At 72.0% G+C, this 14267-nt stretch carries 14 protein-coding genes; 10 read left to right on the top strand and 4 right to left on the bottom strand.

Translation table 11 applies throughout. The annotated features are described in order from the left end of the window. Positions 1 to 28: 28 nt before the first annotated feature. A complete protein-coding gene (locus tag ACWD35_RS16525) occupies positions 29 to 2158 on the bottom strand; it encodes a prolyl oligopeptidase family serine peptidase (protein ID WP_451351925.1) in 2130 nt (709 codons plus the stop codon). Between the two features lie 211 nt (positions 2159 to 2369). Between ACWD35_RS16525 and ACWD35_RS16520 the strand changes: the two genes are divergently transcribed. The 8 genes from ACWD35_RS16520 to ACWD35_RS16485 all read left to right on the top strand — a co-directional run bounded on the left by ACWD35_RS16520 (position 2370) and on the right by ACWD35_RS16485 (position 9982). Beyond that, positions 2370 to 2564: a hypothetical protein gene (locus tag ACWD35_RS16520; RefSeq protein ID WP_451351924.1), complete on the top strand. Its 195-nt coding sequence runs from the start codon at positions 2370 to 2372 to the stop codon at positions 2562 to 2564. A gap of 106 nt (positions 2565 to 2670) precedes the next feature. After that, entirely contained in the window at positions 2671 to 3531 is an 861-nt protein-coding gene (gene mshB / locus ACWD35_RS16515) for an N-acetyl-1-D-myo-inositol-2-amino-2-deoxy-alpha-D-glucopyranoside deacetylase (protein WP_451351923.1), read from the top strand. After that, entirely contained in the window at positions 3528 to 3944 is a 417-nt protein-coding gene (locus tag ACWD35_RS16510; RefSeq protein WP_451351922.1) for a DUF6113 family protein, read from the top strand. Before mshB ends, ACWD35_RS16510 begins: the two co-directional genes overlap by 4 nt. A 155-nt stretch (positions 3945 to 4099) precedes the next feature. Then, on the top strand, positions 4100 to 6373 hold the full coding sequence (locus tag ACWD35_RS16505; protein ID WP_451351921.1) for a hypothetical protein: 2274 nt from the start codon (positions 4100 to 4102) through the stop codon (positions 6371 to 6373). Positions 6374 to 6515: 142 nt separating this feature from the next. Next, positions 6516 to 7445 carry an ABC transporter ATP-binding protein gene (locus ACWD35_RS16500; protein ID WP_451351920.1) on the top strand — a complete coding sequence of 310 codons (930 nt, stop codon included), beginning with the start codon at positions 6516 to 6518 and terminating at the stop codon, positions 7443 to 7445. Continuing rightward, positions 7442 to 8182: an ABC transporter permease gene (locus ACWD35_RS16495; protein WP_451351919.1), complete on the top strand. Its 741-nt coding sequence runs from the start codon at positions 7442 to 7444 to the stop codon at positions 8180 to 8182. Before ACWD35_RS16500 ends, ACWD35_RS16495 begins: the two co-directional genes overlap by 4 nt. A gap of 5 nt (positions 8183 to 8187) precedes the next feature. Then, complete coding sequence (locus ACWD35_RS16490) at positions 8188 to 9357, top strand: sensor histidine kinase (RefSeq protein ID WP_451352009.1); 1170 nt, start codon at positions 8188 to 8190, stop codon at positions 9355 to 9357. A gap of 10 nt (positions 9358 to 9367) precedes the next feature. Next, a complete protein-coding gene (locus ACWD35_RS16485) occupies positions 9368 to 9982 on the top strand; it encodes a response regulator (RefSeq protein WP_451351918.1) in 615 nt (204 codons plus the stop codon). A gap of 4 nt (positions 9983 to 9986) precedes the next feature. Here ACWD35_RS16485 and ACWD35_RS16480 read toward each other — a convergent pair whose 3' ends face one another. Then, positions 9987 to 10853: a transglutaminase family protein gene (locus ACWD35_RS16480; protein WP_451351917.1), complete on the bottom strand. Its 867-nt coding sequence runs from the start codon at positions 10851 to 10853 to the stop codon at positions 9987 to 9989. Between the two features lie 29 nt (positions 10854 to 10882). Then, the gene (locus ACWD35_RS16475) at positions 10883 to 11899 is read right to left on the bottom strand and encodes a GNAT family N-acetyltransferase (protein WP_451351916.1); all 1017 of its coding nucleotides are present in this window, start codon (positions 11897 to 11899) and stop codon (positions 10883 to 10885) included. A gap of 140 nt (positions 11900 to 12039) precedes the next feature. Between ACWD35_RS16475 and fdxA the strand changes: the two genes are divergently transcribed. Continuing rightward, on the top strand, positions 12040 to 12366 hold the full coding sequence (gene fdxA, locus ACWD35_RS16470; protein WP_451351915.1) for a ferredoxin: 327 nt from the start codon (positions 12040 to 12042) through the stop codon (positions 12364 to 12366). 118 nt (positions 12367 to 12484) lie between these two features. Next, entirely contained in the window at positions 12485 to 13582 is a 1098-nt protein-coding gene (locus ACWD35_RS16465; RefSeq protein ID WP_451351914.1) for a bifunctional succinyldiaminopimelate transaminase/glutamate-prephenate aminotransferase, read from the top strand. A gap of 73 nt (positions 13583 to 13655) precedes the next feature. Here ACWD35_RS16465 and ACWD35_RS16460 read toward each other — a convergent pair whose 3' ends face one another. Continuing rightward, the gene (locus tag ACWD35_RS16460) at positions 13656 to 14027 is read right to left on the bottom strand and encodes an ATP-binding protein (protein WP_451351913.1); all 372 of its coding nucleotides are present in this window, start codon (positions 14025 to 14027) and stop codon (positions 13656 to 13658) included. Positions 14028 to 14267: the final 240 nt, after the last annotated feature.

The raw sequence follows: 14267 nt of genomic DNA, 5'->3' as shown, positions 1-14267 counted from the left end.
CGCAGTTCACGACCGTTTGCCACTGCGGCTACGGCTTGTGCGGTTCTGCCAGCGCCCGCTTGAGGAAGTCCACCTGGAGCAGCAGCAGGTTCTCCGCGACCGTCTCCTGCGGGGTCATGTGGGTCACCCCGGACAGGGGCAGCACCTCGTGCGGGCGGCCGGCGGCCAGCAGGGCCGTGGAGAGCCGGAGCGAGTGGGCGACCACCACGTTGTCGTCCGCCAGTCCGTGGATGATCATCATCGGCCGGTGCGGCTCGGCGGGGTCGACCAGGCCCGCGTCGTCGATCAGCGAGTTGCGCCGGTACGTCTCCGGCTGCTCGTCGGGGTGGCCGAGGTAGCGCTCCTGATAGTGGGTGTCGTAGAGCCGCAGGTCGGTCACCGGGGCGCCCACGACGGCCGCGTGGAAGACGTCCGGGCGGCGCAGCGCGGCGAGGGCCGCGAGGTAGCCGCCGAACGACCAGCCGCGGACGGCGACCCGCGTCAGGTCGAGCGGGAAGTCGGCCGCGAGCGCCTGGAGCGCGTCCACCTGGTCCTGGAGGACGACCGCCGCGACGTCGTCCCGGATCGCCTTCTCCCAGGCCGGGGAGCGGCCCGGCGTGCCCCGTCCGTCGGCGACGATCACCGCGAAGCCCTGGTCCGCGAACCACTGCGAGGTGAGGTGCGCGTTGTGCGCGGCGACCACCCGCTGACCGTGCGGACCGCCGTACGGGTCGAGCAAAACCGGGAGGGGCGTGCCGGGTTGGTAGTCCTGTGGCATAAGCACGGCGCACGGAATTCGGCGTGCGCCCCCCTCGGTGAGCGTCACGCGCGGGGAGAAACCGGGATCTTCGGCGTACGACCGGACAGTGGCCGTCGCTTTTCCGTCGCGCAGCACCTGCACCCGCGCCCCCGGCCGGTCCAGCGCGGCCGACACCAGGACCGTCACGCCTCCGGCACGCACCGCGGAGTGCACACCAGGCTCCTGCGACACGCGTTCCACGCCGAGTTCGTTCACCCGGTACACATGGACCTCGCCGGTCTCCGGCGCCGCCGCCTCCTCGCCCGCCGAGGCCGTGACCAGCACGTCGTCGTCACTCACGTCCAGTACGGCGCGCACGTGCAACTGGGCTCCGGTCAGCGGCCGTTCGCCCACCGCCAGGACCCGCGCACCACCCTCGTCCGCGATCCGGACAAGCTGCCCGGAAGGGCTCCAGCAGGGCACACCGGCGAAAAGTTCCAGCCATGTTGGATCTTCATCGGCATGCACCATCCGGGTCGCCCCGGTGTCCGGATCCACCGCCAGGAACAGCTGGCTGCGCTGGTCCCGAGCCTGCACCAGCAGCAGCGGCGCCCCCGCCTCTGACCAGTGCGCACGCGCCAGATACGGGTAGCGCGCCCGGTCCCAGGCGACCTCCGTGCGGGTCCCGTCCAGGCCAAGTACGAACAGCCGTACGTCCGCGTTCTCCGTGCCGGCCGCGGGGTAGCGGACGTGGTGTGGCTCACGCTCCGGGTGGGCCGGGTCGGAGATCCACCACCGCCGTACCGGCGTGTCGTCCACGCGGGACACGAGCAGCCGGTCCGACTGCGGGGCCCACCAGAAACCGCGCGAACGCCCCATCTCCTCGGCCGCGATGAACTCCGCGAGGCCGTAGGCGACGTCCTCGCCCTCCGGTTCGGCGAGCGCCCGGTCGCCCTCCCCTTCGGCGCCCACCACCCGCAACGCGCCCCCGGCGACGTACGCGATGTGCCGTCCGTCGGGGGCGGGGCGGGGGTCGATCACCGGTCCGGGTACCCGGAGTTCATGTGCCGTACCGGCCCGCAGCTCGGCCGCGAAAAGCCGCCCTGACAAGGCGAAAGACGCCAACTCCACGGCCGTGTCGGTGGCATAGCCGACGATGCCGGCGCCCCCCTCACGGCTCCGCTCCCGGCGTGCCCGCTCCTCGGGCGAGAGCTGCTCGGCGGCGCCCTGGAGGAGTGCCTCCGGATCGGCGGCTACGCGCTCCGTGCCGTCCGGAAGGTCCAGGATCCAGAGGGAGTTGGCTCGGTCGGTGCCCGAGCTCGAACGCAGGAACGCGACACGCGACCCGTCCGGTGCCACCGTGAACGCGCGCGGCGCGCCGAGCGTGAACCGCTGCGTGCGGGCATACCGACGGGGGAAAGAGTCAGCCTCGGTCGTCATACCCCGACCATATTGGCCATGCGCCCCCTTGTGCGGCTGTGCGCCGAGCGATGCACGAGTACGGATAGTTATGATCACTACCGCTGTGTGGGTATGAACCTGCTGGCATCTGCATGGATTTGCTCTGCTGATCTAGGTCCAACCTAGAACAGAATGACAACCCAATAGTCCAAACCCCCCTTGTCCCTGGGATCTTTGGAGGTGAGCCGCCGTGGCACTCTCGATTTCGGCGGTGGTGCTGCTGGCGATCATCGTCTTCCTGCTGATCAAGAAGTCAGGACTGAAGGGGGGCCACGCGGTCGTCTGCATCCTGCTCGGCTTCTACCTCGCCTCTTCGACGATGGCCCCCACGATCAACAACCTCACGACGAACGTCGCCGACATGATCGGCAGCATCAAGTTCTGACCGGTGCGGCCGGGCTCGGAGGGTTGCCGTCGGGTCGTCCTGCCCGTACGGACGACCCCGGCAGCCTGGACAGCACCGGACAAACGCCGGACGTAGGGTGGGCCCCATGACGGAACTGCCAGCCCGGCGTCTGCTGCTGGTGCACGCGCACCCGGACGACGAGTCGATCAACAACGGCGCGACCATGGCCAGGTACGCGGCCGAGGGTGCCCATGTGACCCTGGTCACCTGCACCCTCGGCGAGCGAGGGGAGGTCATCCCGCCCGAGTTGCGGCATCTGACCGGGGCCGCGCTGGGCGCGCACCGGCGCGGTGAGCTGGCTGCCGCGCTGGGCGCGCTGGGTGTGGCGGACTTCCGGCTGCTCGGCGGTGCGGGGCGGTACGGCGACTCCGGGATGATGGGCACCTCGGACAACGACGACCCGGACTGCTTCTGGCAGGCCGATCCGGACGAGGCCGCGGGGCAGCTGGCCGAGGTGATCCTGGAGGTCCGGCCGCAGGTTCTGGTCACCTATGACGACCACGGCGGGTACGGCCACCCCGATCACATCCAGGCCCACCGCGTCGCCATGCGGGCCGTCGAGCTGGCCGGCGAGCAGGGGCATCAGGTCCAGAAGGTGTACTGGAACCGCGTTCCGCGGTCCGTCGTCGAGGCCGCCTTCGCCCGGCTGGAGGACGAGCTGTCCGTGCTGCCGTTCGACAAGAGCGCCAGTGTGGACGACGTCCCGGGCGTCGTGGACGACAGCAAGATCACCACTGCCGTCGACGGCACCGCCCACGCCCCCGCCAAGGCCGCCGCCATGCGGGCCCACGCCACCCAGATCGAGGTGGCCGAGCCGTACTTCGCGCTCTCCAACGAGCTGGCCCAGCCGCTGTTCACCACCGAGTACTACGAGTTGGTGCGCGGCGAGGCGCTGCCGGGGGAGGCCGATCTCTTCGCGGGGCTCACCATCCAGGAGGCGTCGTGAGCAACGACGGACGCGGGTCGATGCTGACCCAGCCGCTGCAACTGCCCTCGGCCGGGCGGTTCGCCGCCCACGTCGGGCTCTTCCTGCTCGGTGCCGTCGCCGGGCTCGCTGGGGCCCTGGTGCAGGCCGCCTGGTTCCCGGGCGGGCTGCTGCTCGCTCTCGCGGGCGCGGCCGGGGTGTTCTTCGGCGGGGCGTTCCTCACCGGCGGCCGGGGCGGTGCGGTCGCGCCCGTGGTCGGCTGGATCGTGACCGTCCTCCTGGTCGTGACCACGCGCCCCGAAGGGGACTTCCTGTTCGGCGCCGGAATCGGGTCCTACCTCTTCCTGCTCGGCGGTATGGCCCTTGCTGTGATCTGCGCCACGATTGCCCCCGCCTGGCAACCCGGTGGCGTATCCACCCGACTTGGCAAGTGACGTACCACTTCGCCACGTGGCGCAGGTGCGAGTCCGGTGTGGGTTTCCTCAACGGTCGTGGGATACGCGCCAGACGCGGCCAGTATGGTGGTGCGCGCCGCCGAGCTGCCCGCTGAGGTCGTAACGGGCGGCGGAGCCAACCGGGAGAACCTGCCTTGAGTCGTGAAACTGACACTCCGTCCTCCGGGCCCAACGGGCGCGGTGGTGCCGCATACCCCTCCGGCACCCCGCCGTACGGGACCCCCATGGCTTCGGACGACGGTACGGGCGCGGGCCGTTCGGCCTCGCAGCCGGAGGAACGCAAGACCGAGACCACGCTGACGACCCGGATCCGGATCAACATCCCCGGATCGCGGCCCATCCCGCCGGTCGTCATGCGCAAGCCCGTCGGGGACGCCGAGGGCGCCGGCGAGGACACGGGCGCCGACGCGCCCGCGGCGCCCGCCGCCCCGACCGCCACCGTCGAGCCGCCCGCGGAGCCCGCGGCGCAGACCGACGAGAAGGCCAGCGACTGGTTCGCGCCCCGCAAGTCCGGCGCCCCCAAGGGCGGTCAGGGCGGCGGCGGCACGAACGGGGCCGGAGCGTCCGACGGTTCCACCGCCGGTGCGAGCGCCCCGGGCGCTCAGGGCGCCCGTCCGGGTGGTCCGGGAGCGTCCGGCGCCGCTGGTACCACCGGCGCACGCCCCGGCGGCGGCCGTCCCGGCGGCGTGGTCGGCTCCATGAGGGGGCCCGGCGCCCCCCGCTCCGGCGGCAAGAGCGGCCTGCCCGGCGCCACCGGCGGCCCGGTCGCCCCCGGGCACGGCGGCGGCACCGGCTCCTTCGACGTGACCGAGGCGCTGGCCGCGGGCCCGCTGGGCGGCGGCTCCCGTCCCGGCGCGAGCGGCAACGGCAACGGCAGCGAACCGCGCCGTGACGAGCTGCCGTACTTCTCGGAGAACGGCGGCCAGTCCCAGCGCGGCGCCTCCGGCGCGGGCGGCCCCGGCGGCCCCAGCGGCTTCAACGGGCCGGGCGGTCAGGGCGGCCTGGGCGGTCCGCAGGGGCCCGCGGGTCCGACCAGCGGCCCGGTCACCGGCGACGGCCCCCTCGTCCCGCCTGCCGGCGGCCCCGGCGGCACGCCTCCGCGCAGTGCCCTCGCGGACCTCGACGCCCCCGCCGGCGGTCTGGGTACGGCGCCCGGCGGCGCCCCCGGCAACCCGCTTGCGGCGCCCGGCGGTCCCGGCGGCCTCGGCCCCGGTGGCGGCCTCAGCGACGACACCGCGATCCTCACCCCGCAGAAGCCGGCCCCCGAGTCGGCCGCGCCCGGCTACCGCGCCCCGGACAACGTCTCCGGGCACACCGTCACCAGCGGCATCCCGGTCGTCCCGTCGGCCGCGAACTCCCCGTTCGGCACCGGCATTCAGCCCAACGGCCCGGTGCCCCGCACCGCGCCCAAGGCCGAGCCGGCCGCGCCGCCCAAGGCCTCGGCCAAGCCGAAGAAGAAGGGCCGCAGCAAGCTGGTCCTGCTCGGCGGCGGTGTGGTCGCCGTCGCCGGTGTCGCCTACGGCGCCGGGCTGCTGATGAACCACTCCGACGTGCCCAAGGGCACCACCGTGCTCGGCCTGGACATCGGCGGCGGCACCCGCGACGACGCCGTCAAGAAGCTGGACGACACCTTCCGCAGCCGGGTGAACAAGCCGCTGAAGCTGTCGGTCGGCGGTAAAACGGTCACCCTCGCCCCGGACCAGGCCGGCCTGCAGTTCGACTACCAGGCCACCGTGAGCGAGGCCGCCAAGAACGACTACAACCCGGTGTCCGTCATCGGCTCCCTCTTCGGGCAGAAGCGGGAAATCGCGCCGGTCATGCCCGTGGACGAGGAGAAGCTCCAGGCTGCCCTCCAGCAGCTGGGCGGCGGCTCCGGCTCCGGCTCGGTCACCGAGGGCGGCATCCAGTTCGAGTCCGGCAAGGCCGTGGCCGTGTACGGCAAGGCGGGCAAGGCCATCGACGCGGCCCAGTCGACCCAGGCGGTCGAGCAGGCGTACCGCACGATGGTCGAGACCGACTCGGCGACCGCGGTGACCGTCCCGTCGACCACCAAGCAGCCGACGGTCTCGAACGCCGAGGTCGACCGCGAGATGAAGGAGTTCGCCGAGCCGGCGATGTCGGCCAAGGTGACGGTCCAGACGGACGCCGCGCACTCCGTCCTGTTGAGCCCGCAGAACTCGCTGTGGAAGTTCCTCAGGGTCGTGGCCACCCCGGACGGCAAGCTGACCGACAAGCCCGACCTGAACGCCCTGCAGCAGCTCTACGGCAAGGCCTTCGACGGCGTGCTCATCACCCGGGGCAACGGCAAGAAGACGCCCGTGACGCCCCAGGACGTCTACGTCGCCCTGCGCCAGGCGCTGATAAGTAAGACCAACCGGGTCGCGGTGATTCCGACGAACCCGAGCTAGTCCGGCGCACATGTCGCACAAGGGGGGTGTCCACGGGGCACCCCCCTTCGCCGTGTCACCCGATCCGCATGACATCTGTCATGCGGCACCCAGGACCGACGGCACTGCCGGGCACCGGGCCTCCGCCGCGACCATTGCTGTCATGACGATGACAGCGGCACCGGCCACCACCACCCCGGTGGTCGGGTTCGACCAGGTGACCAAGACGTACGGGAACGTGCGGGCCGTGGACGGCCTCTCGCTCCGGCTGTACCCGGGCGAGACCGTCGCCCTCCTCGGCCCCAACGGGGCCGGCAAGTCCACCACCCTCGACCTGCTCCTCGGCCTCAAGCAGGCCGACGGCGGCACGGTGAACGTGTTCGGCACCAGCCCGCGCGAGGCGATCGTCGCCGGGCGGGTCGGCGCCATGCTGCAGAGCGGCGGGCTGATGGACGAGGTCACCGTGGCCGAGCTGGTGAAGCTGGGCTGCTCGCTGCACCCGCGGCCGTACAAGGCCGCCGACGTGATGGCCCGCGCGGGCATCGCGCAGATCGCCGACCGCAAGGTCAACAAGCTCTCCGGCGGCCAGGCCCAGCGCGTCCGCTTCGCCCTCGCCACCGCCGGCGACAGCGACCTGATCGTCCTGGACGAGCCGACCACCGGCATGGACGTCACCTCCCGCCAGGCCTTCTGGGCCACCATGCGCGAGCAGGCCGACCAGGGCCGTGCGGTCCTCTTCGCCACCCACTACCTCGAAGAGGCCGACGCCATCGCCGACCGGGTGCTCGTGCTGCACCGGGGCCGGCTCCTCGCCGACGGCACCGCGGCCGAGATCAAGGCCAAGGCGGGGGCGCGAAGGGTCGCCTTCGATCTGGAGGGGCAGATCGACGAGGCCGCGCTGCGCACGCTGCCCTTCCTCACCTCCCTCGACGTGTCGGGCCAGACCGTCCGCATCCAGTCCTCCGACGCCGACGCGACCGTCCACGCCCTGTACGGCCTCGGTGTCTACCCCCGCAACCTCGAAGTCGCCGGGCTCGGCCTGGAGCAGGCCTTCGTCGCCATCACCGCCGCCGAGGAGGCGAAGCAGTCGTGAACAGCCTGATCAAGCTGGAACTCACCCGCGCCCTGCGCAACCGCAAGTTCCTGTTCTTCTCGGTGATCTACCCCTCGGCCCTGTTCCTGATGATCGCGGGCAACGCCGACAGCCACACCAAGATCGACGGCACGGGCCTGACCCTGCCGACGTACATGATGGTCTCCATGGCCTCCTTCGGCGCCCTGACGGCCGTGCTGATGGGCAACAGCGAGCGCATCGCCAAGGAGCGCGAGAGCGGCTGGGTGCGCCAGCTGCGGCTCACCTCGCTGCCCGGGCGCGGCTACGTCCTCGCCAAGACCGCCAGCGCCGCCGTGGTCAGCCTGCCGTCCATCGTCATCGTGTTCGTGGTCGCCGCGGCCGTGAAGGACGTACGCCTCGACGCCTCGCAGTGGCTCGGCCTGACCGGCGCGATCTGGGCCGGCAGCCTGGTCTTCGCCGCGCTCGGTGTCGCCATCGGCTACCTGGCGAACGGCGACGCGGTCCGGCCGATCACCATGATCACCTACTTCGGCCTGTCCATGCTCGGCGGCCTGTGGATGCCCACGACCACCTTCCCGCAGTGGCTTCAGGACATCGCCAAGTGGCTGCCCACGCACGCGTACGCTGGCCTGGGGCGAGCGATCGAGCAGAGCCAGACCCCCAGCGCCCAGGACATCGCCATCCTCGCCGTCTCCTTCGTCCTCTTCGCGGGCGGCGCTGCCTGGCTGTACCGGAAGGACACGCTGAAGGCGTGAGCACGATGACGGAAGACCGGAAAGCCGGGGCCACCGAGCACGTACCCGTGGGCTGGCCGCCCCGCAACCGGCGCGAACTGCTGGTCAAGGTGCTGTGGATCGGTGTCTGGCTGGTCTTCCTCGGCTCGCCGGTCGACGACCTGGCCAGTGGCCACCACACCACCGGCGCCACCGTGGCCGGCGCGCTCGGCCTCAGCGCCTTCGTCGGCGTCTATCTGACGCTGGTCTTCCGCAACATGGGCCGGCCGTTCTCCCCGCGCGTCGTGTTCACTCTGGGCGGGATCCTCGGCGTCCTCGCCCCCGTGCTGGCCTACACGTTCGGCAGCGCCTGGCTGGGCCTGTTCGTCTACGTGTCGGTCGCCTGGGGGGCCACCCTGCCGGTGCGGGCGGCCTACTGGGCCATTCCGGCGACGGGCGTCGTGTTGTACCTGGTCGGCCTGCACTCCGACGAGAAGGAGGCCCGCGGCCTGCTCATCCTCGTGGTGCTGATCGGGTTCGCGATGACCGGGGTCGGCCAACTGGTCCGTACGACCGTCGAGTTGCGCAAGGCCAGGGCCACCGTCGCCCAGCTCGCCGCCAACGAGGAGCGGCTGCGGCTCGCCCGCGACCTGCACGACCTCCTCGGCCACTCGCTCTCCCTGATCACGCTGAAGAGCGAGCTGGCCGGCCGGATGCTGCCCGACCACCCGGACAAGGCGGCCCAGCAGGTCTCCGACATCGAACAGGTCAGCCGCCAGGCCCTGGTCGACGTCCGCGAGGCCGTCACCGGCTACCGGCGCCCCCGCCTCGCCGCCGAACTTGCCGGCACCCAGGTCGCCCTGACCGCCGCCGGAGTCGTCGCCGAGATTCCCGCCGAGCCCGACCTCACCTCGGTCACCGAGGACGCCGAGTCCGCGCTCGCCTGGGCGCTGCGCGAGGCGGTCACCAACGTGGTCCGGCACAGCGGCGCCGACCGGTGCGCCGTACGGCTCCTGCGCCGGCAGACCCTGGACGGGCCCGTCCTCGAACTCGACGTCGAGGACAACGGATCCGGCGGCTCCGGCAAGGGGCCGGGCAACGGCCTGACCGGGCTGACCGAACGGCTGGAGAAGGTCGGCGGCAGCCTGGAGGCGGGCCGGATCAAGCACGGATTCCGGTTGGTCGCCCGTGTCCCCACGGCCCCTTGGGGGACGTAGGATCCGGGGCATGACGAGCACGATCAAGGTCCTGCTGGCCGAGGACCAGTCCATGGTCCGCGAGGCGCTGGCCGCGCTGCTCGGCCTGGAGGACGACATCGAGGTCGTCGCCCAGGTCGCGCGCGGGGACCAGGTGCTGGCCGCCGTCGGCGCGCACGGCGTGGACGTGGCGCTGCTCGACATCGAGATGCCGGGCTGCACCGGCATCGAGGCGGCGGCCCAGGTGCACCGCGAGCACCCCGCGGTGAAGCTCGTCGTCCTGACCACCTTCGGCCGCCCCGGCTATCTGCGCAGCGCCATGGAGGCCGGCGCCGACGCGTTCCTCGTCAAGGACGCCCCGGCCGCCCAACTCGCCGACGCGGTACGCAAGGTGCTGGCCGGAGAACGGGTCATCGACCCCAGCCTGGCCGCCGCCGCCCTCGCCGACGGCGCCAACCCCCTCACCGACCGCGAACGCGAGGTGCTGCGCGCCGCCGCCGACGGCTCCACCAACGCCGAACTCGCCAAGGCCCTCCACCTCTCCCAGGGCACCGTCCGCAACTACCTGTCCACGGCCATCCAGAAGCTGGCCGTACGGAACAGGGCGGAGGCGGTACGGATCGCCCGGGAGAAGGGCTGGCTGTAGAACCTCAGTTGAGCATCGCCCGGGCGGTGTGCGCCTGCTGCCGGGCCTGCCGGGCGGTCGACTCGTCGACGACCTCGACCAGGTCGGCGTAGGCGTCCAGCTCCTCGGCCCCCGCCACGAACTCCCCGCGCTGCACGAGCACTTGCGCCCGCTCGTAGCGCAGGCGGGCCGGGTGGGAGGGCAGCAGCAGCCCCAGCTCGACCGCCCACAGGGCGACGTCCGAGCGCTCCGGCCGGGCCGAGGCCCACGCCCGGATGTTGTTGAGGATCCGCTGGATCACCTCCAGCGGCGCCGCGGGCACCAGCATCGAGGGCTCCAGCGGCGCCCCGGTCGCCCCGACCACCAGCAGCTCGGCGTCCGCCCCCGTGAGCACCCGGCCCCCGTCGAACGGATCGGCCAGCACCTGCTCCTCCGGCGGGCCGAACCCGACCACGAAGTGCCCCGGCAGCGCGACCCCGTACACCGGAGCCCCCGCCCGGCGAGCGACCTCCAGCCACACCACCGAGAGCAGGATCGGCAGTCCGCGCCGCCGCCGCAGTACCTCGTGCAGCAGCGAGGACTCCAGGCGCTGGTAGTCCGCGGGAGCCCCGCGGAACTCGTGGCGTCCGCCGAGGAGCCGCTGCACGGCCTCCGCCCACGCCCGCGGCCCGCCCGGACGGTACGGCAGCTCGCCCGCGAGCCGGTCCAGCTCCAGCTGGGCGGCGTCCATGCCGTCCTCGTCCAGCGCGCCGTCCGCCTCCGCGCCGATCAGCAGACACAGCGCCGACAGGTCCGGCCGCTCGGACCGGGCCTCCTCGGCGAACCGCCGCCGCACCTCCGCGGAACGTTCCGGCGGGGGCGGGTACGGGGGCGGGAGGTGAGGGTGCCCCATGGCTGGCTCATGCCCTTCCACGGCGGTTCCTACGACCGTCCGGAGCCGGAATCGCCCGGCTCCCGGTAGTAGTGGTACGCGTGATGCCGCTCGAAGCCCAGCGCGGTGTAGAGCCCGTGCGCCGCCTCGTTGTCCGCCTCGACCTGGAGCCAGGCCGCCGAGGCACCCTCGTCCAGAGCGCGCCGGGCCAGCGCGGCCATGACCTCCGTGGCCAGCCCCTGCCGCCGCCGCCGGGGGTCCACCTCGACGGTGGTGAACCCGGCCCAGCGCCCGTCCACCACACACCGCCCGATGGCTGCCGGAGGCTCTCCCTCCGCGCCGGGCACGGCCGCGAACCACACCGACGGACCTGCACGGAGCACCCGCAGGGCCACCTCGCTCACCCCCTTGCGCTGATACCGGGCGAGCCACGCCTCGTCCACCTCGCGGGACAGCACCACCCCGGAGCCCTCGGCCCGGTCCGCGACCGGCGCGAGGCCGCCGATCCACACCCCGGCGCTCATCTCACGGACCCAGCCGCGCCGCTCCAGCTCCGCACACAGCAGTTCCTGGGTGTCCTCGGCTCCGGTGGCGGTCTGCACGAGAGCGGGCAGACCACGCTCGCCGTACCAGCGTCGTACGGCGGCCAGGGCCGCGTCGAGCGGAAGGCCGGGATCACCGAGCGGCAGCACACTGTTGGCGCGCCGAGTAAACCCGTCGGCCGCTCGTAGTTCCCACTCGCCGAGCCGTTCGCTCTCCACCGGCCGCCAGGCCCGGGAGGAGACGTGCGCGAGCTCCGCGTACGAGGCGGCGGGACCGCGGCGGCGCGCCGGTGCGGCCGGTACGACCTTGCCCGCCACCAGCACGGACTCCGCGATCCGGACGCTCTGCCCGTCCCGCCGTGTGATCATGAGCACGCCGTTGTCCCATGATGTGAGAACACCGACCGTGTCGGTGAACTTCACGCCCGGAACTCCAGGCTCCATCAAGCACCGCACGGAGACCCGTTTACCCACGTCAGCAGCGGTGATGCGGACCTTGAGACGTCCTGCTGCAGAGATTTCCACTGGTCAGTTCACCCCTCCTGTTCGGATCATGCCCCGGAACGGAGATACTAGGGGCGGGCATCGACGACGCCGCGCTCCCGCGCACCCGGCGGCGGAGCCTGTGGAGGCTCGCCAGCGCCCTATCGAGGAGGAACGACAGCGTGACCTACGTCATCGCGCAGCCTTGTGTGGACCTTAAGGACAAGGCGTGCATCGAGGAGTGCCCGGTCGACTGCATCTACGAGGGCCAGCGGTCCTTGTACATCCACCCGGACGAATGCGTCGACTGTGGTGCCTGTGAACCGGTCTGCCCGGTCGAGGCCATCTTCTACGAGGACGACGTGCCGGAGGAGTGGAAGGACTACTACAAGGCGAACGTCGAGTTCTTCGACGACCTGGGTTCTCCCGGCGGCGCCAGCAAGCTGGGACTGATCGAGCGCGACCACCCCTTCGTCGCCGCGCTGCCGCCGCAGGCCACCGAAGAGTAATTCCGTAAGCGGCACTTGCGTAGAGCGCCGCCTCGGTCCCGTACGGCCCGGATCGTCCTGATCACCGCCGTACGGGACCGAGGCGTTTGCCGAACCCGACGAAAGTGAGCCACTGATCGTGTCCGCAGTCTCCGACCGTTTGCCCGCGTTCCCCTGGGACAAGCTGGAGCCCTACAAGAAGACGGCGGCGGCGCACCCGGACGGCATCGTCGACCTCTCGGTCGGCACACCGGTCGACCCCGTGCCCGAGCTGATCCAGAAGGCGCTGATCGACGCGGCCGACTCGCCGGGCTATCCGACGGTCTGGGGCACCCCGGCGCTGCGCGACGCGATCACCGGCTGGCTGGAGCGGCGCCTGGGCGCCCGCGGGGTCACCCACCGCCACGTCCTGCCGGTCGTCGGCTCCAAGGAACTGGTGGCCTGGCTGCCGACCCAGCTGGGCCTCGGCCCCGGCGACAGGGTGGCCTACCCGCGCCTGGCCTACCCGACGTACGAGGTGGGCGCGCGCCTGGCCCGCGCCGGCTACGAGGTCTACGACGACCCCCGCGACCTGGACCCGGCCGGCCTGAAGCTCCTCTGGCTGAACTCCCCGTCGAACCCGACGGGCAAGGTCCTGCCGAAGGACGAGCTGACGGCCGTCGTCGCCTGGGCGCGCGAGCACGGCGTCCTGCTCGTCTCCGACGAGTGCTACCTCGAACTGGGCTGGGAGGCCGACCCGGTCTCGGTTCTGCACCCGGACGTCAACGGCGGCTCCTACGACGGCATCGTGGCCGTTCACTCCCTCTCCAAGCGCTCCAACCTGGCGGGCTACCGCGCGGCCTTCGTGGCCGGCGACCCGGCGGTCCTCGGTCCGCTGCTGGAGATCCGCAAGCACGGCGGCATGATGACCTCGGCGCCGACCCAGGCGGCGGTGGTGGCCGCCCTCGGCGACGACACCCACGTCCACGAACAGCGCGAGCGCTACGCGGCCCGCCGCGAGGCCCTGCGCACCGCTCTGCTGGGCCACGGTTTCCGCATCGAACACAGCGAGGCCAGCCTCTACCTGTGGGCAACACGGGACGAGTCCTGCTGGCAGACGGTGGCCCACCTCGCCGAACTCGGCATCCTGGTGGCACCGGGCGACTTCTACGGCGAGGCGGGCGAGAAGTTCGTACGCGTGGCCTTCACGGCGACGGACGAGCGGGTCCGCGCGGCCGTGGAACGCCTGACGGCGTAACCGGCCGGCAAAGCCGACGGGGTCCAGGGAACTCCCTGGACCCCGTCGCCGTAGAGGTCGACGACCGCCGGCCTCAGCGGAGCGGCAGCCCCTTGACCGGCAGGTCCGCCGTCGGCGCCCCACCCTTCGTCACGGTGGACGCGGTGTCCCCGAGGACACCCCCCGCGGTTCCGGCCGCGTCGCCCGCGACCTGCTGCGCCGCGGGCGCCGCCTTCTTCACGGCACCGCCGCCGGTCTTGCCCGCGACAGAAGTGACGTTCTGGGCCGCACTGTCGGCGGCGTTACCGACGTGTGCCCCGTCCAGTGCGGTCAGGCCGCCCAGGTTCGGGGTGGCCGCCGGCAGAGTGGCCGCACCGGCGGAGCCGGCCGCACCGACCCCGGCTGCCGCTCCCGCTGCGACAAGCAGTGCGGCACGGGCGATCCGGCGGGTCAGAGGGAGGGACATGATGCTCCATTCGACGGGAGGGAACGGTGATGTGTCCGGGCTCGGACACGCCGTGACTACCGCTCGAGGCCGACGAAGGTTGCGGAGGCAAAAGGTAAAGAATGGATAACGCATCGCATTATCGTTTGTGGATAAAAACGGGCAAAGAACGCCCGTCCGAAATCGTGCAGAATCCTTACGGCCCTTGATTTCCATGGGTTCCCGGAAACCCGTCGAACCTCACCGGAAAACCTGGGCCCT

It is taken from the genome of Streptomyces sp. NPDC002671 (assembly GCF_053592475.1).
This window is presented reverse-complemented; position numbering and strand designations above follow the sequence as displayed.

Excerpts from the sequence above, each read along its gene's own strand:
- ACWD35_RS16525 (WP_451351925.1), bottom strand. The coding sequence starts at position 2,158 with ATGACGACCGAGGCTGACTCTTTCCCCCGTCGGTATGCCCGCACGCAG.
- ACWD35_RS16490 (WP_451352009.1), top strand. The coding sequence starts at position 8,188 with ATGACGGAAGACCGGAAAGCCGGGGCCACCGAGCACGTACCCGTGGGC.
- mshB (WP_451351923.1), top strand. The coding sequence starts at position 2,671 with ATGACGGAACTGCCAGCCCGGCGTCTGCTGCTGGTGCACGCGCACCCG.
- ACWD35_RS16500 (WP_451351920.1), top strand. The coding sequence starts at position 6,516 with ATGACGATGACAGCGGCACCGGCCACCACCACCCCGGTGGTCGGGTTC.
- ACWD35_RS16485 (WP_451351918.1), top strand. The coding sequence starts at position 9,368 with ATGACGAGCACGATCAAGGTCCTGCTGGCCGAGGACCAGTCCATGGTC.
- ACWD35_RS16480 (WP_451351917.1), bottom strand. The coding sequence starts at position 10,853 with ATGGGGCACCCTCACCTCCCGCCCCCGTACCCGCCCCCGCCGGAACGT.
- ACWD35_RS16460 (WP_451351913.1), bottom strand. The coding sequence starts at position 14,027 with ATGTCCCTCCCTCTGACCCGCCGGATCGCCCGTGCCGCACTGCTTGTC.